At 65.8% G+C, this 22,821-nt stretch carries 22 protein-coding genes; 17 read left to right on the forward strand and 5 right to left on the reverse strand.

The window, feature by feature from the left end:
* The first annotated feature begins 226 nt into the window (after positions 1-226).
* From PMI20_RS14930 to PMI20_RS15000, 15 genes are all read left to right on the forward strand, one after another.
* On the forward strand, positions 227-2,029 hold the full coding sequence (locus tag PMI20_RS14930; protein WP_007925427.1) for an IucA/IucC family protein: 1,803 nt from the start codon (positions 227-229) through the stop codon (positions 2,027-2,029).
* Positions 2,022-3,242 carry a type III PLP-dependent enzyme gene (locus PMI20_RS14935; RefSeq protein ID WP_007925430.1) on the forward strand — a complete coding sequence of 407 codons (1,221 nt, stop codon included), beginning with the start codon at positions 2,022-2,024 and terminating at the stop codon, positions 3,240-3,242. Before PMI20_RS14930 ends, PMI20_RS14935 begins: the two co-directional genes overlap by 8 nt.
* Positions 3,239-4,654, forward strand: coding sequence for a DHA2 family efflux MFS transporter permease subunit (locus tag PMI20_RS14940; protein WP_007925432.1), 1,416 nt, complete (start codon positions 3,239-3,241; stop codon positions 4,652-4,654). The genes PMI20_RS14935 and PMI20_RS14940 overlap by 4 nt, the downstream gene beginning before the upstream one ends.
* An 18-nt stretch (positions 4,655-4,672) precedes the next feature.
* Positions 4,673-6,562 carry an IucA/IucC family protein gene (locus PMI20_RS14945; protein WP_177323791.1) on the forward strand — a complete coding sequence of 630 codons (1,890 nt, stop codon included), beginning with the start codon at positions 4,673-4,675 and terminating at the stop codon, positions 6,560-6,562.
* On the forward strand, positions 6,556-7,329 hold the full coding sequence (locus PMI20_RS14950) for an HpcH/HpaI aldolase family protein (protein WP_007925436.1): 774 nt from the start codon (positions 6,556-6,558) through the stop codon (positions 7,327-7,329). Before PMI20_RS14945 ends, PMI20_RS14950 begins: the two co-directional genes overlap by 7 nt.
* 4 nt (positions 7,330-7,333) lie before the next feature.
* Positions 7,334-9,217, forward strand: coding sequence for an IucA/IucC family protein (locus tag PMI20_RS14955; protein ID WP_007925438.1), 1,884 nt, complete (start codon positions 7,334-7,336; stop codon positions 9,215-9,217).
* Positions 9,210-10,100, forward strand: a complete 891-nt coding sequence (locus PMI20_RS14960) for an ABC transporter substrate-binding protein (protein ID WP_037034594.1) — start codon at positions 9,210-9,212, stop codon at positions 10,098-10,100. The genes PMI20_RS14955 and PMI20_RS14960 overlap by 8 nt, the downstream gene beginning before the upstream one ends.
* Complete coding sequence (locus PMI20_RS14965; RefSeq protein ID WP_007925440.1) at positions 10,097-11,086, forward strand: FecCD family ABC transporter permease; 990 nt, start codon at positions 10,097-10,099, stop codon at positions 11,084-11,086. Before PMI20_RS14960 ends, PMI20_RS14965 begins: the two co-directional genes overlap by 4 nt.
* Positions 11,079-12,110, forward strand: a complete 1,032-nt coding sequence (locus tag PMI20_RS14970; RefSeq protein ID WP_007925441.1) for a FecCD family ABC transporter permease — start codon at positions 11,079-11,081, stop codon at positions 12,108-12,110. Before PMI20_RS14965 ends, PMI20_RS14970 begins: the two co-directional genes overlap by 8 nt.
* A 10-nt stretch (positions 12,111-12,120) precedes the next feature.
* Entirely contained in the window at positions 12,121-12,912 is a 792-nt protein-coding gene (locus PMI20_RS14975; RefSeq protein ID WP_007925442.1) for an ABC transporter ATP-binding protein, read from the forward strand.
* Positions 12,909-13,688, forward strand: a complete 780-nt coding sequence (locus PMI20_RS14980; RefSeq protein WP_007925443.1) for an IucA/IucC family C-terminal-domain containing protein — start codon at positions 12,909-12,911, stop codon at positions 13,686-13,688. The genes PMI20_RS14975 and PMI20_RS14980 overlap by 4 nt, the downstream gene beginning before the upstream one ends.
* Positions 13,685-14,299: an RraA family protein gene (locus PMI20_RS14985; RefSeq protein ID WP_007925444.1), complete on the forward strand. Its 615-nt coding sequence runs from the start codon at positions 13,685-13,687 to the stop codon at positions 14,297-14,299. The genes PMI20_RS14980 and PMI20_RS14985 overlap by 4 nt, the downstream gene beginning before the upstream one ends.
* Positions 14,300-14,692: 393 nt before the next feature.
* Positions 14,693-17,254: a nitrite reductase large subunit NirB gene (gene nirB, locus PMI20_RS14990; protein WP_007925445.1), complete on the forward strand. Its 2,562-nt coding sequence runs from the start codon at positions 14,693-14,695 to the stop codon at positions 17,252-17,254.
* The gene (gene nirD, locus PMI20_RS14995; RefSeq protein ID WP_007925447.1) at positions 17,254-17,643 is read left to right on the forward strand and encodes a nitrite reductase small subunit NirD; all 390 of its coding nucleotides are present in this window, start codon (positions 17,254-17,256) and stop codon (positions 17,641-17,643) included. The genes nirB and nirD overlap by 1 nt, the downstream gene beginning before the upstream one ends.
* An 86-nt stretch (positions 17,644-17,729) precedes the next feature.
* Complete coding sequence (locus tag PMI20_RS15000) at positions 17,730-18,170, forward strand: CBS domain-containing protein (protein ID WP_007925455.1); 441 nt, start codon at positions 17,730-17,732, stop codon at positions 18,168-18,170.
* Between the two features lie 7 nt (positions 18,171-18,177).
* Here the strand turns inward: PMI20_RS15000 and PMI20_RS15005 are convergent, their stop codons facing one another.
* Genes PMI20_RS15005 through PMI20_RS15020 form a run of 4 tightly spaced genes read right to left on the reverse strand, consistent with a single transcriptional unit; the run spans position 18,178 to position 20,540 of the window.
* Positions 18,178-18,648 carry a DUF6392 family protein gene (locus PMI20_RS15005; RefSeq protein ID WP_037034599.1) on the reverse strand — a complete coding sequence of 157 codons (471 nt, stop codon included), beginning with the start codon at positions 18,646-18,648 and terminating at the stop codon, positions 18,178-18,180.
* 26 nt (positions 18,649-18,674) lie between these two features.
* Positions 18,675-19,148: a DUF6392 family protein gene (locus PMI20_RS15010; RefSeq protein WP_007925457.1), complete on the reverse strand. Its 474-nt coding sequence runs from the start codon at positions 19,146-19,148 to the stop codon at positions 18,675-18,677.
* A gap of 1 nt (position 19,149) precedes the next feature.
* On the reverse strand, positions 19,150-19,938 hold the full coding sequence (locus PMI20_RS15015; RefSeq protein ID WP_238543426.1) for an S-type pyocin domain-containing protein: 789 nt from the start codon (positions 19,936-19,938) through the stop codon (positions 19,150-19,152).
* Positions 19,824-20,540: a hypothetical protein gene (locus PMI20_RS15020; RefSeq protein ID WP_238543423.1), complete on the reverse strand. Its 717-nt coding sequence runs from the start codon at positions 20,538-20,540 to the stop codon at positions 19,824-19,826. Before PMI20_RS15020 ends, PMI20_RS15015 begins: the two co-directional genes overlap by 115 nt.
* A gap of 293 nt (positions 20,541-20,833) precedes the next feature.
* Here PMI20_RS15020 and PMI20_RS15025 point away from each other — a divergent pair, with 293 nt between their 5' ends.
* Together PMI20_RS15025 and PMI20_RS15030 are read left to right on the forward strand one after the other, a co-directional pair.
* Entirely contained in the window at positions 20,834-21,064 is a 231-nt protein-coding gene (locus PMI20_RS15025) for a hypothetical protein (protein ID WP_007925461.1), read from the forward strand.
* Positions 21,065-21,069: 5 nt separating this feature from the next.
* The gene (locus PMI20_RS15030; protein WP_007925462.1) at positions 21,070-21,840 is read left to right on the forward strand and encodes a phytanoyl-CoA dioxygenase family protein; all 771 of its coding nucleotides are present in this window, start codon (positions 21,070-21,072) and stop codon (positions 21,838-21,840) included.
* A gap of 17 nt (positions 21,841-21,857) precedes the next feature.
* Here the strand turns inward: PMI20_RS15030 and PMI20_RS15035 are convergent, their stop codons facing one another.
* A complete protein-coding gene (locus tag PMI20_RS15035) occupies positions 21,858-22,760 on the reverse strand; it encodes a LysR substrate-binding domain-containing protein (RefSeq protein WP_007925463.1) in 903 nt (300 codons plus the stop codon).
* Positions 22,761-22,821 lie beyond the last annotated feature (61 nt).

The following is a 22,821-nucleotide window of genomic DNA, read 5'->3' on the forward strand; positions in this document are numbered from 1 at the left end:
TTTGAAGTGAACCGTATTCGATGAAAGTGTGTCGTTTTTCACACTTTCAAGTCTTGATTGAATAACTGTCAGGCGACAGGTTTTTCTTGTTAAAGGTTGCAGGAAAGTGCAAGCGGACGAGTTCGTTCGACGGGTATCTGTCGGCATTCGGTACGGCCGAAGAGCAACTAACCATTTGCCGCGACAGTACGCAGCCAGTGACCGCACGGGCTACTGTGGAGCATGTATGAATTATTCAGATCGCGATGTTTTATCAAAGCATGTTTTATCGAAGATGGTCAGTGAGCTGGCGACCACTCGCGCCTTGCTCAATTGCCTGATCAAAGAGTTCGCCTTGCCGGAAAACTGCCTCAGTTACAGCTGGCCGACACAGATGCAGGGCATCGCCCCCGGCAGTTACCTGGACGGCCTGGAATGGAAGGGCATCCCGCTGACCATCGACCTGCCCAACCGGCAGCAGTTCTTCGTCATGGTCGACCGCCGCGACCACCTGGGCAGCCACCGTTACCTGTCGGACGTGTATGCCCGGCGCGAAGCAGGCGAGACCTGGCGCTGCCTGGCCTTTGCCGAGTTCGTCGAGCAACTGCTCGGTGCCTGCGAGCACATGACCCGGGCCAGCAACGACGAGCTGCTGGACCAGGTGCTGCAAAGCCAGTCGCTGACCGCCGCCATCGTCGCCCACAACATGGACGGCCAGGGCCCGGCGCCGCTGAGCGGCTACCTGGCCAGCGAGCAGGGCCTGTGGTTCGGCCACCCCAACCATCCGGCGCCCAAGGCGCGGCTGTGGCCGGCGCACCTGGCCCAGGAAACCTACGCCCCGGAATTCCAGGCCGAGACCGCGCTGCACCTGTTCGAGGTGCCGCGCCAGGGCCTGCGGGTGACCGCCAGCGGCCTCAGCGAAGAGCAGGTGATGGCCGGTTTCGCCGACCAGGGCCGGGCGCGCCCGGGGCACGCGATGATCTGCATGCACCCGGTGCAGGCCGAGCTGTTCATGCAGGACCGCCGCGTGCAGCGCTTGCTGGAGCTGGGCGAGGTGATCGACCACGGGCCGACTGGGCCGCTCGCCAGCCCGACGGCCTCGATGCGCACCTGGTACATCGAGGACCACGACTTTTTCATCAAGGGCTCGCTGAACGTGCGCATCACCAATTGCGTGCGTAAGAACGCCTGGTACGAGCTGGAAAGCACGCTGATCATCGACCAGCTGTTCCAGCGCCTGCAGCGGACCCAGGCCGAAACCCTCGGCGGGCTGTCGGCGGTGGCCGAGCCGGGTTCCATGAGCTGGGCCCCGGCCCAGGCCAGCGAAGCCGACGCCCACTGGTTTCGCGAACAGACCGGGGCGATCCTGCGGGAGAACTTCTGCCGCCGCGCCGGCGCCGAGCGCAGCGTGATGGCCGGCACCCTGTTTGCCCGCGACATCCATTCGCGGCCGCTGGTGCATGACTTCCTGCAAGGCTTCAACGCCAGCGAACTGGCGGACGAGCAACTGGTGGACTGGTTCGACCAGTATCAGGCGTTGCTGCTGCGGCCGGTGCTGGCGCTGTTCTTCAACCACGGCGTGGTGATGGAGCCGCACCTGCAGAACACTGTGCTGATCCACGACCAGGGCCAGCCGCGACAGTTGCTGCTGCGGGACTTCGAGGGGGTCAAGCTCACCGACGAACTGGGCATGGCGCAGATCGAGGTCGGCCTGCACCCGCGGGTGCGCCAGTCATTGCTGTATTCCCGCGAGCAGGGCTGGAGCCGCATTACTTACTGCCTGCTGATCAACAACCTGTCGGAAGCGGTGCTGGCCCTGAGTTGGGAACGCCCGCACCTGGCACCGCTGATGTGGCAACGGGTCGAGCAGCAGCTGCGGCGCATCCGTGACGAACTGGTACGCCCGGCGCCGGAGCTGGACGCGCTGATCGCCGGCCAGCCGATCGCCTGCAAGACCAACCTCAAGGTGCGCCTGGCCGCCAAGGCCGACCGTCAGGCCGGCTACGTCAGCCTGAGTTCGCCGTGGAGCGAGGAGGCCCGTTATGGCTGAGTTGTCCCAGGCGGTCCTGCGCGCCATCGACCAGGCCCGGGCCGGCAGTGCCGACCCGCTGGCGGCCTTTATCTACGACCTGGACGCCTTGCAGGCCCATGTGCGCCAGGTGATGGCGGCGTTGCCGGCCGGGGTCGAGCTGTATTACGCGATCAAGGCCAACAGCGAGGCGCCAGTGCTGGCGGCGCTGGCCCCGCTGGTCAGTGGTTTCGAGATTTCCTCGGGTGGCGAGATCGAGCGGGTGGTGGCCTGTCCGACCCGCAAGCCCTATGTGTTTTCCGGCCCGGGCAAGCTCGATTCCGACCTGCGCGCGGCCCTGGCCCATCAGGTGGAAGCGGTGCACCTGGAAAGCCTCAACGAGATCGAGCGCCTGCAACGCCTGGCCGAAGAAGCCGGGCGGGTGCAGCCGGTATTCATCCGCATCAACCCGCAGTTGCCGCAGAACCAGTCGAGCCGGCTGGCCATGGCCGGCACCGCCACGCCGTTCGGCATCGACGAGGCGGAACTGGCCGAGGCCGTGCGGCGGGTCGACCGCGCCAGCCATCTGCGCCTCAAGGGTTTCCATGTGCACGCCATGTCCCACCAGCAGTCGGTGGAGCGCCATGAGCAGTTGCTGGATTTCTATCTGCAACGCTGGCCGCTGTGGAAGGCCCTGGCGGCGCACCCCGAGCAACTGACCCACCTGAATGTCGGCGGCGGCATCGGCGTCGACTACCTCAGCGGCCAGCAGTTCGACTGGCAGCGCCTGTGCCGCTACCTGGAACGCCGGCTGGCGGAGCAGGGTGCTCAGGCACCGATCCTGCGCTTCGAGCCGGGGCGGTTTATCAGTGCTTTTTGCGGTTACTACGTGATCGAGGTGCTGGACACCAAGACCAGCCACGGCGAGCACTTCCTGGTGTGCCGCGGCGGCACCCACCAGTTCCGCCTGCCCGCGGCGCAGAGCCACGACCACCCGTTGATTCACCTGCCGCGCACGCCGCAGCCGGCGCACAGCGCGGAGCAGGCCTGGACCGTGGTCGGCCAGCTGTGCACGCCCAAGGATGTGCTGAGCCGAGCCCAGCCGCTCAAGGGCGTCAGCGTCGGCGACCTGCTGGTGCTGCCGATGGCCGGGGCCTATGGCTACAACATTTCCCACGCCGACTTCCTCTGCCATCCACGGCCGGCGCAGCACTTCCTGCGCCAGGGTGAATTGCTCGAAGGAGCCGGTCTGTGAGTTTCAAGGCACCGCGCGCTTGGGTGGTGGTCAACGTGCTGCTCGGCACTATGACCGTCAGCCTCAACAACAGCTCGCTGAACCCGGCGCTGCCGGCGTTCATGCAAGCGTTCGCCATTGGCCCGCTGATGGCCACCTGGATAGTCGCGGCGTTCATGACCAGCATGGGCATGACCATGCCGCTGACCAGTTTCCTCAGCCAGCGCCTGGGCCGGCGACGCCTGTACCTGTGGGGCGTGGCGCTGTTTATCGGCGGTTCGCTGCTCGGTGCCCTGGCCGATTCCATCGCCCTGGTGATCGCCGCGCGGGTGGTGCAGGGGATCGCCAGCGGGCTGATGATCCCGCTGTCCCTGGCGATCATCTTCGCGGTGTACGCCAAGGACGAGCGCGGCCGGGTCACCGGCCTGTGGGGCGCGGCGGTGATGCTGGCGCCGGCGGTGGGCCCGCTGTGCGGCAGCCTGCTGCTGGAGTGGTTCAGCTGGCGCTCGCTGTTTTTGATGAACGTGCCGATCGGCGTCGTTGCGCTGCTGATGGGCCTCGCGATACTGCCGCCTTCCGAGCCGGCCGAGCGCAAGCCGTTCGACCTGGCCGGCTACCTGCTGATCGCCTCGGGCATCGGTCTGCTGATGGTCGCCATCAGCCGCCTGCACCACGCCGCCGGGCTGCTGGACCCGTTGAACCTGCTGATGCTGCTGGTGGCGGTGCTGTGCCTGGTGGCCTTTGTCCGTCTGGAGCTGCGCCGCGAGGCGCCGCTGCTCAACCTGCGGATCTTCGCCCTGCGCGGTTACCGCCTGAGCGTGATCATCGCCGTGGTGCAGTCGGTGGGCATGTTCGAGTGCCTGGTGCTGCTGCCGTTGCTGGTACAGACGGTGCTCGGTTACAGCGCCATCTGGACCGGCCTGGCGCTGCTCTGCACGGCGGTGTTCGCCAGCCTGTTCGGGCGCATGGGCGGCAGCGCCCTGGATCGCCACGGGCCGCGTCTTGTCGTGTCCATCGGCCTGCTGCTGACCGGACTGTCGACCCTGGCCCTGGGCCTGCTCCCGGCCAATGCGGCGATCGGCCTGGTGTTCGCGCTGATGATGCTGCGCGGCGCCGGCCTGGGCCTGTCCTACATGCCGGTGACCACCGCCGGGCTGAATGCCTTGCCCGAGCCGATGGTCACCCAGGGCGCGGCGATGAACAACATCTCGCGGCGCCTGGTGTCGTCCCTGGGCATTGTCATCGCCTCGCTGTGGCTGGAGTTCCGCCTGGTCGATGGCGGCGTGCAGGCCCAGGCGGGCATGTCGTCCGCCATCAGCGAGGTGTTCGTGGTCACCGGCCTGCTGATCCTGCTGGCGTTGCCCTGCGCCTGGCGTTTTCCCCTTTCCGACGAGACCGCCGAGGCTGTGCCCGGCGCGCTCGAACACCGTTAACCCTTCTTCGCACAAGGTATGAATATGGCGACTGCAATCTCGACAACCTCAAGCCAGCCCTCCGGTCCCGGTGCCTGGCTGGCCACGGTGGATGGGCGTATCGACGAAAAAGTCCAGCAGCGGGTGGTTGGCCAGCTGTTGCAGACCCTGCTGTATGAAGGCGTGCTGCCGTTCGACAGCCAGCCGCTGGAGGGCGGCCCGCACGGCCATGACAGCGGCCAGCGCCGTTTCGTGGTGCTCGGCATCGACGGCCAGCAGCAGCGGGTGGAGTACCATTGCAACGGCCTGCTCAGCGCCAGCTTCGATTTGATCCGCCTCGATTCCGCCAGCCTCGAACGCCTCGACAGCCGTGGCCAGCGCAGCGTGCCGGACCTGCACCAGGCCCTGGCCGAGCTGCTCGGCGACTACCAGGACAGCCCGCACCTGGGGCGTTTCATCCAGGAACTGGAGCAGACCCAGCTCAAGGATCTGCAAGCGCGCAGCCAGGGCTACCAGGCCGAAAAGCCGGCCCACCAGCTGGACGTGGACGCCCTGGAGCAGCACTTCATGGACGCCCACAGCTACCACCCGTGCTACAAGTCGCGCATCGGCTTTTCCCTGGCGGACAACCAGGCCTACGGCCCGGAGTTCGCCACGCCGATCGCCGTGGTGTGGCTGGCGGTCGCGCGCAACCGGGCTTCGCTCAACCATTCGCGGAAACTCGACTTCCCGGCCTTTATCCGCCAGGAACTGGGCGCCGAGCGCTGGCGGCAGGTCGAGCAGCAACTGGCCAGCCAGGGCCGGGCGCTGGACGACTACCAGCTGCTGCCGGTGCACCCATGGCAGTGGGAAAACCAGATTGTCTCGACCTTCTACCCGGAGCTGCTCAGCGGCGAGCTGATCTACCTCGGCACCTCGGATGACCAGTACAAGGCCCAGCAGTCGATCCGCACCCTGGCCAACGCCACGGCCAAGAAGCGGCCGTACGTCAAGCTGGCCATGAGCATGACCAACACCTCCAGCACGCGCATCCTGGCGCGGCACACGGTGCTGAACGGGCCGATCATCACCGACTGGCTGCAACAGCTGATCGCCAGCGACAGCACCGCGCGCCAGCTGGATTTCGTGATCCTCGGCGAGGTGGCCGGGGTCAGCTTCGACTACCAGCACCTGCCTGAGTCCCGCAGTCCCCAGGCCTACGGCACCCTGGGGGCGATCTGGCGCGAAAGCCTCCATCAGTACCTCAAGGCGGACGAGCAGGCGGTGCCGTTCAACGGCCTGAGCCATGTGGAGAACCGCTACGGCACTGGGCCGCAGCAGCCGTTCATCGACGCCTGGATCCGCCAGTACGGCCTGCAGGCCTGGACCCGCCAGCTGCTGCAGGTGACGGTGCCGCCGATCATCCACATGCTCTACGCCGAAGGCATCGGCATGGAATCCCACGGCCAGAACATCGTGCTGATCGTCAAGCAGGGCTGGCCGCAGCGCATCGCCCTCAAGGACTTCCACGACGGCGTGCGCTACTCGCCGGCGCACCTGGCGCGCCCCGAGCTGTGCCCGGAGTTGGTGCCGCTGCCGGCCAGCCACGCCAAGCTCAATCGCAACTCCTTCATCCTCACCGACGATGTCAACGCGGTACGGGATTTCTCCTGCGACTGCTTCTTCTTTATCTGCCTGGCGGAAATGGCGATCTTCCTGCGCCAGCACTACCAGCTCGACGAAGGCCAGTTCTGGCAAATGACCGCCGAGGTAATCCTCGACTACCAGGACGCCCATCCGCAGCACCGCGACCGTTTCGGCCTGTTCGACGTGTTCGCGCCGAGCTACGAGGTCGAAGAGCTGACCAAGCGCCGCCTGCTGGGCGACGGTGAGCGGCGCTTCAAGTCGGTGCCCAATCCACTCCATGCCTACAGGCCGCAAGCATGCTGAGAAGCAACCAGCTGAAACGCAAACTGGCGGCCGGGCAAACGGTGTACGGGCTGATCAGCTCGATTCCGGCGCCGGCGGCCATCGAGCTGATCGCCGAGGCCGGGTTCGACTTCGTGATCATCGACATGGAACACGTGCTGATCAACCCGGAAACCGTCGAGCACATGATCCGCACCGCCGAAGCCTACGAGCTGACGCCGCTGGTGCGGGTCGCCGACCTCAACCCCAAGACAATGCTGCGCCTGCTCGACGGCGGCGCCCAGGGCATCGTGCTGCCTATGATCGAGTCCGCTGGGCAGTTGCAGACGGCGATTGCCGCCTGCAAATACCACCCGCTGGGCCAGCGCAGCCTCAACGCCGGGCGCCCCGGCAGTTTCGGCAAGCACAGCCTGGCGCAGTACGTGGGGCAGGCCAACGAGCAGATCATGCTGGTGGCGATGATCGAAAGCGCCGCCGGCGTGCGCAACGCCGCGCAGATCGCTGCGGTGCCGGGCCTGGACATGATCCTCGAAGGCGCGGCCGATCTCTCGCAATCCCTCGGCATGCCCTGGCAGATCGACCAGCCGGCGGTCCAGCAGGCCCTGCTCGACAGCTGGCAGGCGGCGGACCATGCCGGCGTGCCGTATTGCGCCATTCCCCGACAGCAGGGCGACCTGGGACGCTGGCGCGAGCGCGGGGTCCGGGCCTTTGTCCTCGGCGACGAACGCGGCATTGCCTTTCGTGCTCTCCAGGCCAGGTTGGCCACCCTTTCTCTAGAAGGAAAATAATCCGATGAACTTCACAACCATGGCCGCCGAGCTGGTGATGCAGGACCTGATCGATTGCCTGCTCGCCGAAGACTTCTTTGGCCGCGAACCCTTGCCGCTGCTGACCGCCAGCCAATGGCGCCAGGCCCATCCAGAAGCGCCAGCCCTCGAAGCCCCAACCCTTGAAGGCGCGGATGCCCGGCAGCGGGTCTGGGAATGGTGCTGCGACGCCCAGGAACAGCGCTTTATCAGCATCGCCCTGCGCCCGGGCATCACCCAGCAGTGGGAGAAGGTCCCGGGCACGCAGGTTCTGGCCCGCCAGGAGCAGCGCTGGACGGCGCTGGGCCCGGTGGACTTCATGCGCCGGGTGTTCACCGGCATGGGCCCGCGTTTCCAGGACAACGAGAAGGGCCTGACGCTGTTTCTCGAAGTGCTGCATATCAGCGTCTGGCAGACGGCCTTGTCCCTGGAGCACCGGGTTGACCACCAGGGCCTGATGGCCCAGGACGGCGCGACCTTTTTCCGCACCATGGAGCAGTGGGCTTCGCTGCGCGATCGTCCGTACCACCCGCTGGCCAAGGCCAAGCAGGGCTTGCTGCAGGCTGAATACCAGCAGTACCAGGCCGAGTTCGCCCGGCCGGTGGCGTTGAACTGGGTGGCGGTGCACAAGAGCCTGTTGCAAGGCGGCGAGGGCGTGGCGGACCTGGAACAGGTCTACCCGGCGCGCTACCTGTTGCCCGAAACCTTGCAGGAACACCTGGCCGGGGAGCTGCGCGAGCGCGGCATTGGCGACAGCCATGTGGCCTTGCCGGTGCACCCGTGGCAGTTCGAGCACATATTGCCGACGCAGCTGGGCGATGCCTTCGCCCGTGGCGACTGCCAGCGCCTGGACTTCAGCGAGGCCACGGTCTTCGCCACCTCGTCGCTGCGCTCGATGACCCCCTGTTTCGCCAGCGCCGACTACCTCAAGCTGCCGATGGCCATCTATTCCCTGGGCGCCTCGCGCTACCTGCCGGCGGTGAAGATGATCAACGGCGGCCTCAGCGAGGCGCTGCTGCATCAGGTGCGGCGCCTCGATCCGGTGCTGGAGCAGAGCCTGCACCTGTGCGACGAGAGCAAGTGGTGGGCCTTCATGCCGCCCCAGGCGACCCTGTTCGACGAGGCGCCGCGGCACCTGTCGGCGATGGTCCGCGGTTACCCGCAAGCCTTGCTCGACGACCCGGACTGCCGCCTGCTGCCGATGGCCGCCCTGGGCACGCCATTGCCCGGCAGCAACCGGCACTTCTTCGATGAGTGGATGCAGTACCGCGAACTGCCAGCGACCCAGGCTTCGGTGCTGACCCTGTTCAGCGAGCTGTGCCAGCGCTTCTTCGACGTCAACCTGCGAATGTTCCGCCTGGGCATGCTCGGCGAGGTGCACGGGCAGAACGCGGTGCTGGTGTGGAAGGCCGGCCAGGCCCAGGGCCTGCTGCTGCGCGACCACGATTCGCTGCGCATCTTCGTGCCGTGGCTGGAGCGCAACGGCATGGCCGACCCGGAGTACCGGATCAAGAAGGGCCACGCCAATACCCTGTACCACCAGCGTCCCGAAGACCTGCTGTTTTGGCTGCAGACCCTGGCGATCCAGGTCAACGTGCGGGCGATCATCGACACCCTGGCCCAGGTCTACGCCGTGCCGGCCACTGCATTGTGGAGCGCCTTGCGCCAGGTATTGGACGGGCTGCTGCAGAGCATCGACTTCGACGACGAGGCCCGGGCGATGATCAAGCGCCAGCTGTTCGAAGCGCCGCGCTGGCCGCAGAAGCTGCTGCTGACGCCGATGATCGAACGCGCCGGTGGCCCGGGCAGCATGCCGTTCGGCAAGGGCGAAGTGGTCAACCCGTTCCAGCGGCTGGCTCCCGATGCCTGACCCGCTGATCCATCCTTGCAGGCGCACGCTGTTGCGCCTGTCCCTGGGGTTGCTGGCATTGCCGCAGATCGCCCGCGCCGAACCGCTGCGCCTGGTCACCCTGTTCCAGGGCGCCACCGACAGCGCCGTGGCGCTGGGCGTGACGCCCTGCGGCGTGGTGGAGTCTTCGAGCGAAAAGCCGACCTTCCGTTATTTGCGCCCGGCGCTGGCGAAGGTTCCTCATGTCGGCCTGGAAACCCAGCCCAGCCTTGAGGACATCGTGCTGCTGGAGCCGGACGTGATTGTCGCCTCGCGTTTTCGCCACCAGCGCATCGCGCCGCTGCTCGAACGCATGGGCACGGTGCTGATGCTCGAGGAAGTCTTCGAGTTCAAGCGCACCCTGGCGCTGATGGGCGCGGTCCTGAACCGCCAGCAGCAGGCCAGCAGCCTGCTGGGGCAATGGCAGCAGCGGGTGGCGCGTTTGCGCGAGCAGTTGCAGGTGACTTTCGCCGGGCGCTGGCCGCCCACGGTGTCGGTGCTGGATGTGCGTGAAGACCATGTCCGCAGTTATCTGCCGAGCAGTTTCGCCGGCTCGGTGCTCACGGAGCTGGGCTTCGCCTGGAACCCGGTCGCCCGCGAGTCCCGGGGCACCTATATCAAACTCACCAGCAAAGAGAACTTGCCCGTGGTCGATGCCGACCTGTTTTTTGTATTCCAGCGCGACAGCCAGGCGGTGCAGCACAACTATGAACGGCTGGTGCATTACCCGTTCTGGCAGCAGCTGCGCGCCGTGCAACAGCAGCAGGTGTGGCGGGTCGATGGCATCGCCTGGAGTTTCTCCGGAGGGATCCTCGGGGCCAACCTGATGCTCGACGACATTGCCCGCCTGGTGGCGTCTTCATGAGCCGTGGGCTGAAACTTGGCCTGGCGCTGGTCGTCCTGCTGCTGTGCGCTGGCCTGAGCCTGGCGGCCGGGGCGACCTGGATCGAACCGTCGCAGTTGCTCAAGGGCCTGCTGCAACCGGACAGCCTCAGCGCCGGCCAGCAGTTGATCTTCAACAGTCGCTTGGCGCGCACTCTGATGGCCGTCGCCGTGGGTGCAAGCCTGGCGGTGGCGGGGGCGCTGATGCAGGCGCTGACCCGCAACCCGCTGGCATCGCCGGGGTTGTTCGGGGTGAATGCCGGGGCGACCTTCGCGATCATCCTGTGCTCGTCGCTGTTTGCCCTGTCGTCCATGAGCCAGTGGCTGTGGTGCGCCTTTATCGGCGCCGCGCTGGCCGGCAGCCTGGTGTGGCTGATCGGCAATCGCGGACAGGGCAGCCTCAACCCGCTGCGCATCGTCCTGGCGGGGGCGGCGATCACCGCGTTGTTTTCCGCCTTCAGCCAGGCGTTGCTGGTGGTCAACGAGGAGGGGCTGGACACCGTGCTGTTCTGGCTCGCCGGGTCGTTGTCCGAGCGCGACCTGGCGCTGGCCGCGCCGCTGCTGGTGGGCGTCTTGCTGGCCTTGCTCGGCGCGTTGCTGCTGGCCGGGCAGGTCAATGTGCTCAACGCCGGCGAAGCCATCGCCATCGGCCTGGGGCAGCGCACCGGGTTGATTCGCTGGCTGATGAGCGTGCTGATCATCGGCCTGGCGGGTAGCGCGGTGGCGCTGGCGGGCAGCATCGGTTTCATCGGCCTGCTGGTGCCGCACATGGTGCGCAAGGGGCTGTCCATCGATCATCGCTGGTTGCTGCCGGGGTGCGCGGTGCTGGGGGCGATCCTGCTGTTGCTGGCCGACACCCTGGGGCGCCTGGTGATTCTGCCGCAGGAGGTGCCGGTGGGGGTGATGACCGCGTTGTTCGGCGCGCCGTTCTTTATTTTCCTGGCCCGTCGTGGAGGTCGTTATGAATAACACCCTGACCCTGCGCACCGCCGGCTTTTCGCGGCGCATCGACCTGGCGACCCTGTGGCGGCTGTTGCTGGCCGTGCTGGCGACGGCACTGGTGATGCTCGGCGCCTTGTCCCTGGGCAAGCTCAACCTGTCGCCGCTGACCGTGCTGGAGCTGCTGTGGCGCGGCGGCGATTCGCGGCTGCTGTTCATCGTCGAGCAACTGCGCCTGCCGCGCCTGCTGCTGGCGGCCCTGGTCGGCGCGGCGCTGGCGGTGTCCGGCCTGATTTTGCAGAGCATCATCCGCAACCCGCTGGCGTCCCCCGATCTGCTGGGCATCACCAGCGGCGCCAGTGCCGCGGCGGTGCTGTACCTGTCGTTCTTTTCCCTGCTGCTGGGCCCGCAGTTCTTGCCACTGGCGGCGATGCTCGGTGCCGGGCTGGCGGCCCTGGCCATTTACCTGCTGGCCTGGAAGCAGGGCACCTCGCCGCTGCGCCTGGTGCTGATCGGCGTCGGCGTGTCGGCGCTGCTGGCGGCGGTGACCACCTTTGTCCTGGTGTTCAGCCCGCTGACCACCACCTTGTCGGCCTATGTCTGGCTCACCGGCAGCGTCTACGGCGCCAGCTGGCCGGAGCCGCGGGCCCTGGGCGGCTGGTTGCTGGCGATCCTGCCATTGCTGGTGTGGCTGGCGCGCCAGGTGCGGGTGCAACAATTGGACGATGCCTTGGCCCAGGGCATCGGCGTGCGGGTACAGTGGCTGCGCGCCGGCCTGTTGCTGGTCAGCGTGGCCCTGGCCGGGGCGGCGGTGGCCTGGGGCGGGGCGATTGCCTTTGTCGGGCTGATCGCGCCGCACATCGCCAAGCGCCTGGTGGCCCCGGGCTTTGCCGGGCAGGCGCTGATGGCGGCGCTGGTCGGCGCCAACCTGGTGATGCTCGCCGACCTGATCGGGCGCACCCTGTTCCTGCCGTTGGACCTGCCGGCGGGGATCTTTGTCGCGGTGCTGGGCACGCCGTTCTTTCTTTATCTTTTGATCAACCAGCGGCACTAAGGAATTCCCGATGTCCTCGATGGCAACCCAGCAACTGACCCTGGGCTATCAGCGCCAGGTGATTATCGACGGGCTGGACCTGCAACTGCCGGCGGGCCAGGTGTCGGTGCTGATCGGCAGCAACGGCTGCGGCAAGAGCACCCTGCTCAAATCCCTGGCGCGGCTGCTCAAGCCGCAGCAGGGTTCGGTGATCCTCAATGGCGAGGATATCCAGCGCAAATCCACCGCGGCGGTGGCGCGCGAACTGGCGATCCTGCCGCAGATGCCCAGCGCCCCCGAAGGCATCACCGTGCGCCAGCTGGTGGCCCTGGGGCGTTATCCCTACCAGAACTGGATGCAGCAATGGTCGGCCCAGGACGAAGCCATGGTCGAGCGCGCCCTGTTGCAGACCGGCGTGCAGGCCCTGGCGGAGCGGCCGGTGGACGCCTTGTCCGGCGGCCAGCGCCAGCGGGTGTGGATTGCCATGACCCTGGCCCAGGACACCGAGATCGTGCTGCTCGACGAGCCCACCACCTTTCTCGACCTGGCGCACCAGATCGAAGTGCTGGACCTGCTGCGCGAACTCAATCGCCAGGAGAACAAGACCATCGTCATGGTCCTGCACGACCTCAACCTGGCCTGCCGCTACGCCGACCATATGGTGGCGGTGCACCAGCGCACCGCGTTCGCCCAGGGCCGGCCCGAGGAGATCCTGACCGAGGAACTGGTCAAGCAGGTGTTCGACCTCAACTGCCGGATCATCCCCGATCCGTTTTTCGGCACGCCGCTGTGCATTCCCTTTGGCCGGGAACTGCCGCAATGAATCTGCAAGCCGCCTTCAACCCGCAAGACTGGAGCGTGCTATCCGGGCCGCTGCGCCTGAAACCCATGGCCCAACGCGACCGCCAGCACTCCCTCAGCGCCCGGGCCTTGCTCGACGATGAAACCTGTATCGCGCTGCTCGACCAGCTGGGGCCGGTGATCGGTTCGCCGACCCGGGCGATCACCGCCTCGCTGCTGGCCAAGCGTTTTTCCTTCCTCGCCACCGGCGCCTGCCTGTACGCCATGTCGGTGTGCGACCAGGGCCTGCTGCTGTCCCTGGACGATTGCGTGATCGAGTACGGCCACGACGACGGGCTCTGGACGTCGTCGATGCCGCTGGCGGACCGGCCGCCCCAGGCGTATGCCGCGGGTGAGCGCGAAGCCTGGCGCGCTTCCGTTGTCGAGTCGCTGTTCGCCGGGCTGCTGGCGCCGCTGTGGCAGACCTTCAATCGGGTCAGCGGCATTTCCCGGCGCATCCTTTGGGAAAACACTGCGGTGCGGGTCTATTCGCTGTACGAAAAACGCATGGGCAAGGTCGAGGATCCGCTGATCCGCCTGCGCCACGAGGCGGACTTCGACTGGCTGCTGCAAGAGGCCGCGCCAGCGCTGTTCGGCCTGGACTACAACCCGCTGCGGCACTTCCGTCGGCCGCCGACGCAGCTGGAGGAGGGCAAGAGCATCCGCTTTCGCCGCACCTGCTGCTTCTATTACGAGGCCACCGAGCCCGCCGAATACTGCTCGACCTGCCCGCTGCTGCGTCCGAGGAAATGCCGATGATCGCTCCCCGCCAACACCACGCCAGCGCCGCCTTGCTCGAGCATTACCGCGGCATCGCGCCTTCGACCCTCGGCCACTTTGGCGATGAGGGTTACCTGCGCGGCATCCGCCCGCTGTTCGACGGCCTGCGCATGCTCGGCAATGTGGTCACGGTCAAGGTCTTCGCCCCGGATGGCGCCATCCTACGCGACGCACTGCTGCTCAGCGAACCGGGGGATGTGCTGGTGATCCAGTGCGTGGGCGATCAGGAGTGCGCCTGCTGGGGCGAACTGCGCACCCTGGCCGGGTTGATCAAGGGCCTGGCCGGGGTGGTGGTGGAGGGCGCGGTCACCGATGTCGCCGCCTTGCGCGAGCATCGCCTGCCAGTGTTCAGCCGTGGCGTCAGCGCCTACACCACCCGCGGCATCGGCGAGCAAGGGGAGGTCAACCTGCCCATCGAAGTGGCCGGGGTGCGAGTCAAGCCGGGGGATATCGCCATCGGCGACGACGACGGCGTGTTCATCCTCGACCGGCAACGGGCCGAGGCGCTGTTGCCGCAGCTGCTGGCCAAGGAAGAGCAGGACCGCGAGCGGCGCGCGGCATTCTTGCAGCGCCTGGCCGCCACCCGCTGACGCGTCGGCGAACCGGCCGGGTTTGCACTTTTATAAGGCTCGCGGCTCCGGCCTTGCACCAGGCTAAGGCGATTCCTGGCCCAGGGTAGGCTCTCCGGGAACCTTGCAAAGTTGCCGCGCAAGCCCGCCAGCAGGGCCTTTCAAGGCGTGCGGCGCAGCCTGGCACAAAGGCTGCAAGACAGCCGCTAACGCCCCACCGCGCATGTCGCGGGCGGGCCGCCCACTCGGTCAACGCGGATCGATCGGCCAACCGGCCATGGGCACTCGGTGAGTCAGGCACAGCAGCCCGATCGCACACCGCAAATAACAGGCAAAGGCGCCTGGAACCGTGAGGTTTCAGGCGCTTTTTTTTGCTTTAAAAAAACCGTGATTGGCTTGGGTCGGGTGCTATTTATGAATGCCATTGTTGCCCCTTTGAACACACACAAAACCCTGATCGTGATCGGCAACGGCATGGTCGGACATCATTGCGTCGAACAGCTGGTGGCGCGCGGCGCGCTTGAGCAGTACCGCCTGCACGTCTTCAGCGAAGAGCCGATGCGCGCCTACGACCGGGTGCACCTGTCCGAGTATTTCAGTGGTCGCGACGCCGAATCCCTGGCCCTGGGCGATGCCGCGCTGTACCAGGCCCCGGGCCTGACCCTGCACCTGGGGGTGGCGGTGCTGCGCATCGACCGCGAGCACCGCCAGGTCATCACCGCCGCCGGCCCGGTGCACTACGACAAGCTGGTGCTGGCCACCGGGTCCTATCCCTTCGTGCCGCCGATCGACGGCGCCGCAGGCGATTCGCGCCTGGTCTATCGCACCCTGGAAGACCTCGACGCCATCCGCGCCGCGGCCGCCAATGCCCGGCGCGGCGTGGTGGTGGGCGGCGGGCTGCTCGGTCTGGAGGCGGCCAATGCCTTGAAGAGCCTGGGCCTGGAAGCCCATGTGGTGGAGTTCGCCCCGCGGCTGATGCCGGTGCAGCTGGACGAGCAGGGCGGTCGCGCGTTGAAGGCGCGGATCGAAGCCCTGGGCGTCGGCGTGCACCTGGGCAAGGGCACCCAGTCGATCGGCGCCGGCGAGCAGTACCGCTACCGAATGAACTTCGCCGGCGACGACTTCCTCGAAACCGACCTGATCGTGTTCTCTGCCGGGATTCGTGCCCAGGATGCCCTGGCCCGCGACTGCGCCCTGGAGATCGGCCCGCGCGGCGGCGTGGTGGTGGACAACCAGTGCCTGAGTGGCGACCCGCACATTTACGCGATCGGCGAGTGCGCCAGCTGGAACGGCAGCCTCTTCGGCCTGGTGGCCCCGGGTTACCAGATGGCGCGCAGCGTCGCCGCGCAGCTGTGCGGCGAGCCGGGCGAGCCTTTCATGGGCGCGGACATGTCGACCAAGCTCAAGCTGCTGGGGGTCGATGTCGGCTCCATCGGCGACGCCCAGGGCCTGACCCCGGGCGCGCGCAGCTACCAGTTCATCGACGAGGCCACGGCCAGCTACCGGCGCCTGGTGGTGGATGCCAGCGGCAAGCAGGTGCTCGGCGCGGTGCTGGTGGGCGACAACAGCTACTACGACACCTTGCTGCAATACATGCAGAACGGCATCGCCTTGCCCGCCGAGCCGGCCGGCCTGATCCTGCCGTCCAGCGCCGGCGCGCCGACCCTCGGTCCGGGCGCCTTGCCCGAGTCGGCCACGGTCTGCTCCTGCCACAACGTGACCAAGGGCGCGATCTGCTCGGCCATCGACGGCGGCTGTTCCGAGCTCGGCCAGCTCAAGGCCCGGACCAAGGCCTGCACCGGTTGCGGCGGTTGCGCCGGCCTGCTCAAGCAGGTGTTCGAGCATGAGCTGATCGCCCGCGGCGTCAGCGTCGACAAGAGCCTGTGCGAACACTTCGCCTATACCCGCCAGGAGCTGTACGCGCTGGTACGGGTCGAGGGCATCCTCAGTTTCGACGAGATGCTCGCCAAGCATGGCCGCGGCCACGTTGGCTGCGATATCTGCAAGCCGGCGGTGGGCTCGATCCTCGCCTCGTGCTGGAACCAGCCGATCATGGACCGCTCCCTGGTGCCGCTGCAGGACACCAACGACACCTTCATGGCCAACATGCAGAAGAACGGCACTTACTCGGTGGTGCCGCGCATCGCCGGTGGCGAGATCACCGCCGACAAGCTGATCGTGATCGGCCAGGTGGCGAAGAAATACGAGCTCTACACCAAGATTACCGGTGGCCAGCGCATCGACCTGTTCGGTGCCCAGTTGCACCAGCTGCCGGATATCTGGGCCGAGCTGATCGCGGCCGGTTTCGAGACCGGGCATGCCTATGGCAAGTCGACCCGCACCGTGAAGTCCTGCGTGGGCAGCACCTGGTGCCGCTACGGCGTGCAGGACAGCGTGCGCATGGCCCTGGAGATCGAGGACCGCTACAAGGGCCTGCGCTCGCCGCACAAGCTGAAGTTCGCGGTGTCCGGCTGCACCCGCGAATGCGCCGAGGCGCAGAGCAAGGACGTCGGCGTGATCGCCACCGAGAACGGCTGGAACCTGTACGTCTGCGGCAACGGCGGCATGCGTCCGCGCCACGCCGAGCTGTTCGCCACCGACCTCGACGACCAGACGCTGATCCGTTACATCGACCGCTTCCTGATGTTCTACATCCGCACCGCCGACCGCCTGCAACGCACCTCGGTGTGGCGCGAAAGCCTGGAGGGCGGCCTGGATTACCTCAAGGCGGTGGTGATCGACGACAGCCTGGGGCTGGGCGCCGAGCTGGAAGCGCAGATGCAGCTGGTGGTGGACCGCTACGAATGCGAATGGGCCAACGCCCTCAAGGACCCGGAAAAACTCAAGCGCTTCCGCACCTTCGTCAACGACCAGCGCCCCGACCCGGACATTCATTTTGTCGAGGAACGCGGCCAGCGCCGGCCGATCATGGCCGCCGAACTCAACCTGATCCCTGTCACCGAGGAGGTGCTCTGATGAGCCTGTCGCCAAGCCCGCAACGCATCGAAAGTGAATTCGCCGAGCAGCCCGGCGTGCAGTGGCGGGCGGTGTGCAGCCGCCAGGACCTGGTTAGCCACAGCGGCGTGGTGGTCTGGCACGACGGCGCCCAGGTGGCGCTGATCTACCTGCCGGATGCCGCGCAGCAGACCCTCTACGCCATCGACAACCACGACCCGCAGTCCGGCGCCAACGTGATCGGCCGCGGCCTGGTGGGCTGCATCAAGGATGAGCTGGTGATCGCCTCGCCCCTGTACAAGCAGCACTTTCGCCTGGCCGACGGCACCTGCCTGGAATACCCGGAGCAACGCCTGCGCACCTGGCCGGCGCGGCTGCGTGGCGACGTGGTGGAAATCGGCGTGCGCTAAGCCGCGCGCAACCCAGATCCATGCCTGACTCCGCGCCTTGTGGCGCGGGGCCGGAACCCCTGTTGCTCAAGGTATCGGAGACGCCCATGAAAACCGCTGCTCAGTTGCTGAAGTTGAAGGCCGTGGAACACCGCCAGGTGCACAGCATCGGCCCGGACCAGATGGTGCTCGAAGCACTGCAGATGATGGCGCAGAAAAACGTCGGCGCATTGCCGGTGATGGAAGCCGGGCAGGTGGTCGGCGTCATCAGCGAACGCGACTATGCGCGCAAGGTGGTGCTGCAAGGCCGCTCATCGGTAGGCACCCCGGTCCGCGCCATCATGAGCGCCCCCGTGGTCACCGCCGACAGCCAGCACAGCATCGAACGCTGCATGGCCGTGATGACCGACAGCCACCTGCGCCACCTGCCGGTGCTGGAAGGCGAGCAACTGATTGGCTTGCTGTCGATTGGTGATCTGGTGAAGGAAGCGATTGTCGAGCAGGCGGACCTGATTCGGCAGTTGGAGCACTATATTCGCGGGGATTGAATCGAGGTCAGAGAAGGGGTTCCTGGTTTAGTCTGAAGGCGATCCCTTCCACGTTCATTTCAGTGTTGTACTGGAATACGGCTGTAATGTTTTTTGCCGTGCCGGGAAGGTGGTAAGTATCCCAGCCACCAGTCATTCCAAGTACCGGCATTTTGAAAGGTGCTTTTGACTCCAAAGGCTCTCCGTAATGGGACCTTACCCAAGCTTGGTTCATTCGACGTTGAAGCTGGTACGGCAATCCATTCTCGTAAACTGAGTCGTCGTCGGAGGTCTTATGCAAGTAGATAGCGAGAGAGTCAAAGAGCTGAGTGCCTGAAAAGCCCAAATCTACTCCGGCTGCAGGTGACATGAACGAGGTCTCATCGCCCTCGAACATACCTTTAGGTGGCCCGCCAGGGAGATACATTCCAGATGCGATCAACTCGGAATAGGTCCTCCCCATATTTTTAATCAGGTCATCGATCATTGCGGCGTTCATATTCGTGCCAGCTGTGCCCCGTAAAACTAAGGGTGGGATTTTTCGTTCAGCCTGAACACGATCCCTTCCACTTCCATGTCGACGGTGTACTTGAACCGCACATGGATATGTTTGGGGAAACCTGCAAAACGATAAGTATCCCAGCCGCCAGTCATGCCCAGCACCGGAATTCTGTAGGGGGCTCCTGACTCCAGAGGTTCGCCGTGATGGGATCTGACCCATTTCTGATTCATCTTGGTTTCGAGGTGGTAGGGCAGTTTTCCCTTGTAGGTTGACTGTTCTGGGAAGCGCTTTAGCAAGGAAATATATAAGGCTTCAAAGCGTTGGGTACTGGCCCAAAACTCAAGTTCGATACCTGCCTCCGGTGACATGGCTATGGTATCGCTGTCCTCGAAGATGCCTTTTGGTGACCCACCCGGGAGATACATTCCGGAGGCGATCATTTCAGGATAGGTACGGCCAAGGCTCTTAACCAAGTCATCAATTAGTGCTGCGTTCATATCAATACCAGCCTTGTTTCCGATGGAGGTTGTGCAGCTCAGAGCGTGCCGTATCAATCTGTTCTTCGGTGAAGCCCTCTTCCTGCAAGAAGGGTTTGATGGCATCAAGGTTGGCGTCTACGGTGGTCCGAAGGTCAGAAGCATCCTTTGCCTGGCGGGCCTTGTTGTTTCTGCCACCGTACGTCTCACTGTACTTTTGATGTACCACGCTAGGAATAGCGATACTTGGGGCTTTTCGTAGAGCTTCTTTCATGTGGTTTTCATGTATATCCGGCACGTTGGATTTCAGAAACGTCTCCAACGCCTTCTGCGATGGTGTGTGATCAATATCCAACCCATCCTTGGCGCTTCTACTGGAAAGATCATTCGCCGGGCCGACTTCCAGTGGGTTGACCATGGGCTTGGCGAAGACCAGGTACAGCGAGCGGAGGCCGCTGCCGATCGGGAAGGTGATGATGCAGTCTTCGACCTTGAGCTCGTCGAGGGGCGCGCCCTGGAGTTGGCTGTCGCCGCCTTCGGCGATGGGGTGGACCATGAGGTTGGCCAGTTCGTCGGTCACCCCCGGGTAGGGGGTCGGGGCGGTGACCACCGGGCCGTTGTGCGGTGTCCAGGTGATGGTGAGCGTGCCGAGGTGGGCCTGCATGGCGTTTTTGTCGGCGTTCCAGTGGGCCTTGATCACCGGGACGCTGTCCTGGCCCGACTGGGCGCTGGTGTGGATGCCGTGGATGTGCAGCGCGCCCTGGCTGTCGCGGCGGAACTGGAAGCGCACCCGGGTGGTGGCGGCGCGCAGCTCGCGCAATTGTTCTTCGCTGTAGAAGGCGTCGTCGCCGAGCCGAGCCGGGTCGGGGGCATGGCCAGGAGCAGCACCTGTCCCGCCGGGCCGCCGACGGTCCTGGCCGCGGTGCCGGCCATCTGCACTGACCAGGCGAAGCTCCTGAGGAGCAGTTCGCCGGCGACCCTGCCGAGCCCGACCTCGGTGGCCGAGGAGGCCATCAGCATGGTCTTGCCGAAATTGCCCGCGGGCTCGCTGGCGCTGCCGGCCTGGGTGGTGCCCCAGGGCGCGCTGCTGATGGACTTGGCGAAGACCAGGTCGGTGCGAGGAACGGGATCGGGCCACGGGTCTTGCCGAAGGTAGACCGGCTGCGGTTCGGGCGCGGGGCAGAGCAGGCTGCCGCTGGCTGTGGCGGCGGAACTGTCGGTGACCAGCACCCAGTCGCCGTTTCTGACGGCGGCCAGAATCTCCCGGTCGCTGTGGATGCTGTAGTGCTCGCGCAACAGCTCGTCCAACCCTTCAAGGCTTGACCTGTTGCGTTGCAGCGCCATGCGCACCTGGGTTTCGGCGAAATACGGATCGTGCGCGTTCCATGCCTGCCGGTCGGAGGCTTTCAACAAGCGCATGTCAGTAAGCGCAAATCAGTAGATGCATGAGCGGCCCCGGCTTCTGGATAAGCCACGCATGCTAGGGGGCCATCCTGGCGCGGCGCTTTAGGCCCTTTCTGAAACGCTCGAAAGAAAACTCGCTTGTGGGCCGGCGATAAAACCGGCGATCCGTTTCTGGCGCTAAAAGCTGCCGTTCGTCACGGCGCACGGAGCGGGATTCAACTTTTGCCCACAATGATTTTCACAGCCGTTGTAAGGGCCGCACCAGGCCCGGAGGGGCTGCTATCCGCCGGAGGTTGAGCCAGATGAACGACGACTCCCTGGACGAAACGCTCGAGGAACGCCGTCAGCGCCGGGTGGCGCGGGCGCTGAGCCTGAACCCCGACGAAGTGGCGCGCTGGGTGGTGGCCATGGAAGAGGACGGCAGCGGCATGGGCTATGTCATCGAGTTTTCCGCCGCCACGCCGGTCGGGGTGCTGGCCAGGGTGCCGGGGCTGGGCAGTGACCGGCTGATCAATATCGGCCCCATCGACTAGCCGCCATGGCCCACGTCCAGCCCCCGCCAGCGCTGACCGCCGAGCGTCTGCGGGCATTGCACAGTGAGGGTTTCGTGCTGCTGCCCGGAGTGCTCGACGGGGTGCAGATCCAGCTGCTGCGCCGCGCTATCGACCGCCTCAAGCCCCAGCATTGGGACTACAGCGGCTTGCTCGAACACTACAAATGCGTGTTCAACCGCGACCCGCTGTGGCTGGCGTTTCTCGATCTGCCGGGGGTGATCGAGCTGGCCGAAGCGGCGCTGGGCGACGATTGCCATGTCATCGGCCAGACCGCCTGGCGCTGTCATCCGGGGTTCCAGGGGATAGGGTTGCATCTGGATTACCTGGCGCTACAGCTGCCCCGCAGCCTGCTCCGCGATCCGGCCTTCGTGCTGCCGATGCAGATCTGCACCTGCCACCTGTACCTGGACGATATCGACCAGGACCTGTGCCCGACCCGCGTGGTGCCGGGCAGTCATCGAGCCGGGCGGCCGCCACGGGCCGGCGAGGAATATTGGCATGGCCAAACTGCCCAGGCCGTGCTGTGCCAGGCCGGCGACGCGCTGATGTTTCGCAGCGAACTGTGGCATGCCGGCAGCGAGAACAGCAGCGCCGAACGCATCCGCTACCTGCTGCAGGTGCACTATGGCCGGCGCATGGTGGCGCAGAAGTTTTCGCCGTACCTGCACTGGCGTTTCAACCCCGAGGTGCTGGCGGCGGCCTCGGCGCGCCAGCGGCGGTTGCTGGGCGAGCATGAGGAAGCGGAATACGACTGAACCGGGCGGCGGCGCCGTCAGCTGTCGGGAAAGGGAATCGACAGCAGCCAGCGGCTGAACGCCTGCAACGACGGCAGGTGCTGATAGCGGCTGGGGTAGGCCAGGTAATAGCCGCGGCCGCTGTCCACCGGCTCGAACAGCGCCACCAGCTCGCCGCTGTGGATCTCGTCCTGCACCAGGATGCGCGGCACCAGGCCGATGCCGATGCCGGCGACCACCGCCTGGATCAGGTGCGCGGTCAACTCGAACCCCGGGCCCATGCGCATCGCCCGCGGATGCAGGCCGTTCTGCTCGAACCATTCGGGCCAGGCATCGGGACGCGACACCACATTCAACAGCAACTGCCCGGCCACGTCGCCGACGGACATCGAAGCGTGCTCGGGCAGGGCCTTGGGGCTGGCCACCACCGTGAGCTTTTCCGAGAGCAGCCGATGGGCCTCGTAGCCGGGCCAGTGGCCGGTGCCGGCGCAGATGATCGCGTGCATGTCGGCGGTGTCCTTCGACAGGTCGCTGGTGACGATCCGCGAATGGATATGCACCAGGGTGCCCGGGTGGCTGGCGTAAAAGTCATGCATGCGCGGCAGCAGCCATTTCGAGCCGAAGGTCGGCAGCACCGCCAGGTGCAACGGGCCGCCGCCAGCCTTGTGGGCGATGGTCTGCAAGGTGGCGTTGCGGATCCGTGCCAGGGCCGCGGCCAGTTCGTGGTGATACAGGGCGCCGGCGGCGGTCAGCTCGATATGCCGGCCGTCACGGCTGAACAGCGGCACTTCCAGCAGTGACTCCAGGGCCTGGACCTGGCGGCTGACGGCGCTCTGGGTCAGCGCCAGTTCTTCGGCGGCCTTGGTGAAGCTGCCATGCCGCGCCGCGGCCTCGAAAGCCACCAGCACCGACATCGACGGAGTGAGACGTCTGGGGTTCATTCATAAAACTCATGAAAAAAGCACATGAAATACATTTGCCCACGGTGCAAGGCTCTAGGAA

The sequence above is a fragment of the Pseudomonas sp. GM17 genome (assembly GCF_000282175.2).
In the GTDB taxonomy this organism is placed as follows: domain Bacteria; phylum Pseudomonadota; class Gammaproteobacteria; order Pseudomonadales; family Pseudomonadaceae; genus Aquipseudomonas; species Aquipseudomonas chlororaphis.

Coding starts and splice junctions, on each gene's coding strand:
- PMI20_RS14930 (WP_007925427.1), top strand. CDS start 227: ATGAATTATTCAGATCGCGATGTTTTATCAAAGCATGTTTTATCGAAG.
- PMI20_RS14935 (WP_007925430.1), top strand. CDS start 2,022: ATGGCTGAGTTGTCCCAGGCGGTCCTGCGCGCCATCGACCAGGCCCGG.
- PMI20_RS14945 (WP_177323791.1), top strand. CDS start 4,673: ATGAATATGGCGACTGCAATCTCGACAACCTCAAGCCAGCCCTCCGGT.
- PMI20_RS14950 (WP_007925436.1), top strand. CDS start 6,556: ATGCTGAGAAGCAACCAGCTGAAACGCAAACTGGCGGCCGGGCAAACG.
- PMI20_RS14955 (WP_007925438.1), top strand. CDS start 7,334: ATGAACTTCACAACCATGGCCGCCGAGCTGGTGATGCAGGACCTGATC.
- PMI20_RS14960 (WP_037034594.1), top strand. CDS start 9,210: ATGCCTGACCCGCTGATCCATCCTTGCAGGCGCACGCTGTTGCGCCTG.
- PMI20_RS14965 (WP_007925440.1), top strand. CDS start 10,097: ATGAGCCGTGGGCTGAAACTTGGCCTGGCGCTGGTCGTCCTGCTGCTG.
- PMI20_RS14970 (WP_007925441.1), top strand. CDS start 11,079: ATGAATAACACCCTGACCCTGCGCACCGCCGGCTTTTCGCGGCGCATC.
- PMI20_RS14975 (WP_007925442.1), top strand. CDS start 12,121: ATGTCCTCGATGGCAACCCAGCAACTGACCCTGGGCTATCAGCGCCAG.
- PMI20_RS14980 (WP_007925443.1), top strand. CDS start 12,909: ATGAATCTGCAAGCCGCCTTCAACCCGCAAGACTGGAGCGTGCTATCC.
- PMI20_RS14985 (WP_007925444.1), top strand. CDS start 13,685: ATGATCGCTCCCCGCCAACACCACGCCAGCGCCGCCTTGCTCGAGCAT.
- nirB (WP_007925445.1), top strand. CDS start 14,693: ATGAATGCCATTGTTGCCCCTTTGAACACACACAAAACCCTGATCGTG.
- nirD (WP_007925447.1), top strand. CDS start 17,254: ATGAGCCTGTCGCCAAGCCCGCAACGCATCGAAAGTGAATTCGCCGAG.
- PMI20_RS15000 (WP_007925455.1), top strand. CDS start 17,730: ATGAAAACCGCTGCTCAGTTGCTGAAGTTGAAGGCCGTGGAACACCGC.
- PMI20_RS15005 (WP_037034599.1), bottom strand. CDS start 18,648: ATGAACGCCGCAATGATCGATGACCTGATTAAAAATATGGGGAGGACC.
- PMI20_RS15010 (WP_007925457.1), bottom strand. CDS start 19,148: ATGAACGCAGCACTAATTGATGACTTGGTTAAGAGCCTTGGCCGTACC.
- PMI20_RS15025 (WP_007925461.1), top strand. CDS start 20,834: ATGAACGACGACTCCCTGGACGAAACGCTCGAGGAACGCCGTCAGCGC.
- PMI20_RS15030 (WP_007925462.1), top strand. CDS start 21,070: ATGGCCCACGTCCAGCCCCCGCCAGCGCTGACCGCCGAGCGTCTGCGG.
- PMI20_RS15035 (WP_007925463.1), bottom strand. CDS start 22,760: ATGAACCCCAGACGTCTCACTCCGTCGATGTCGGTGCTGGTGGCTTTC.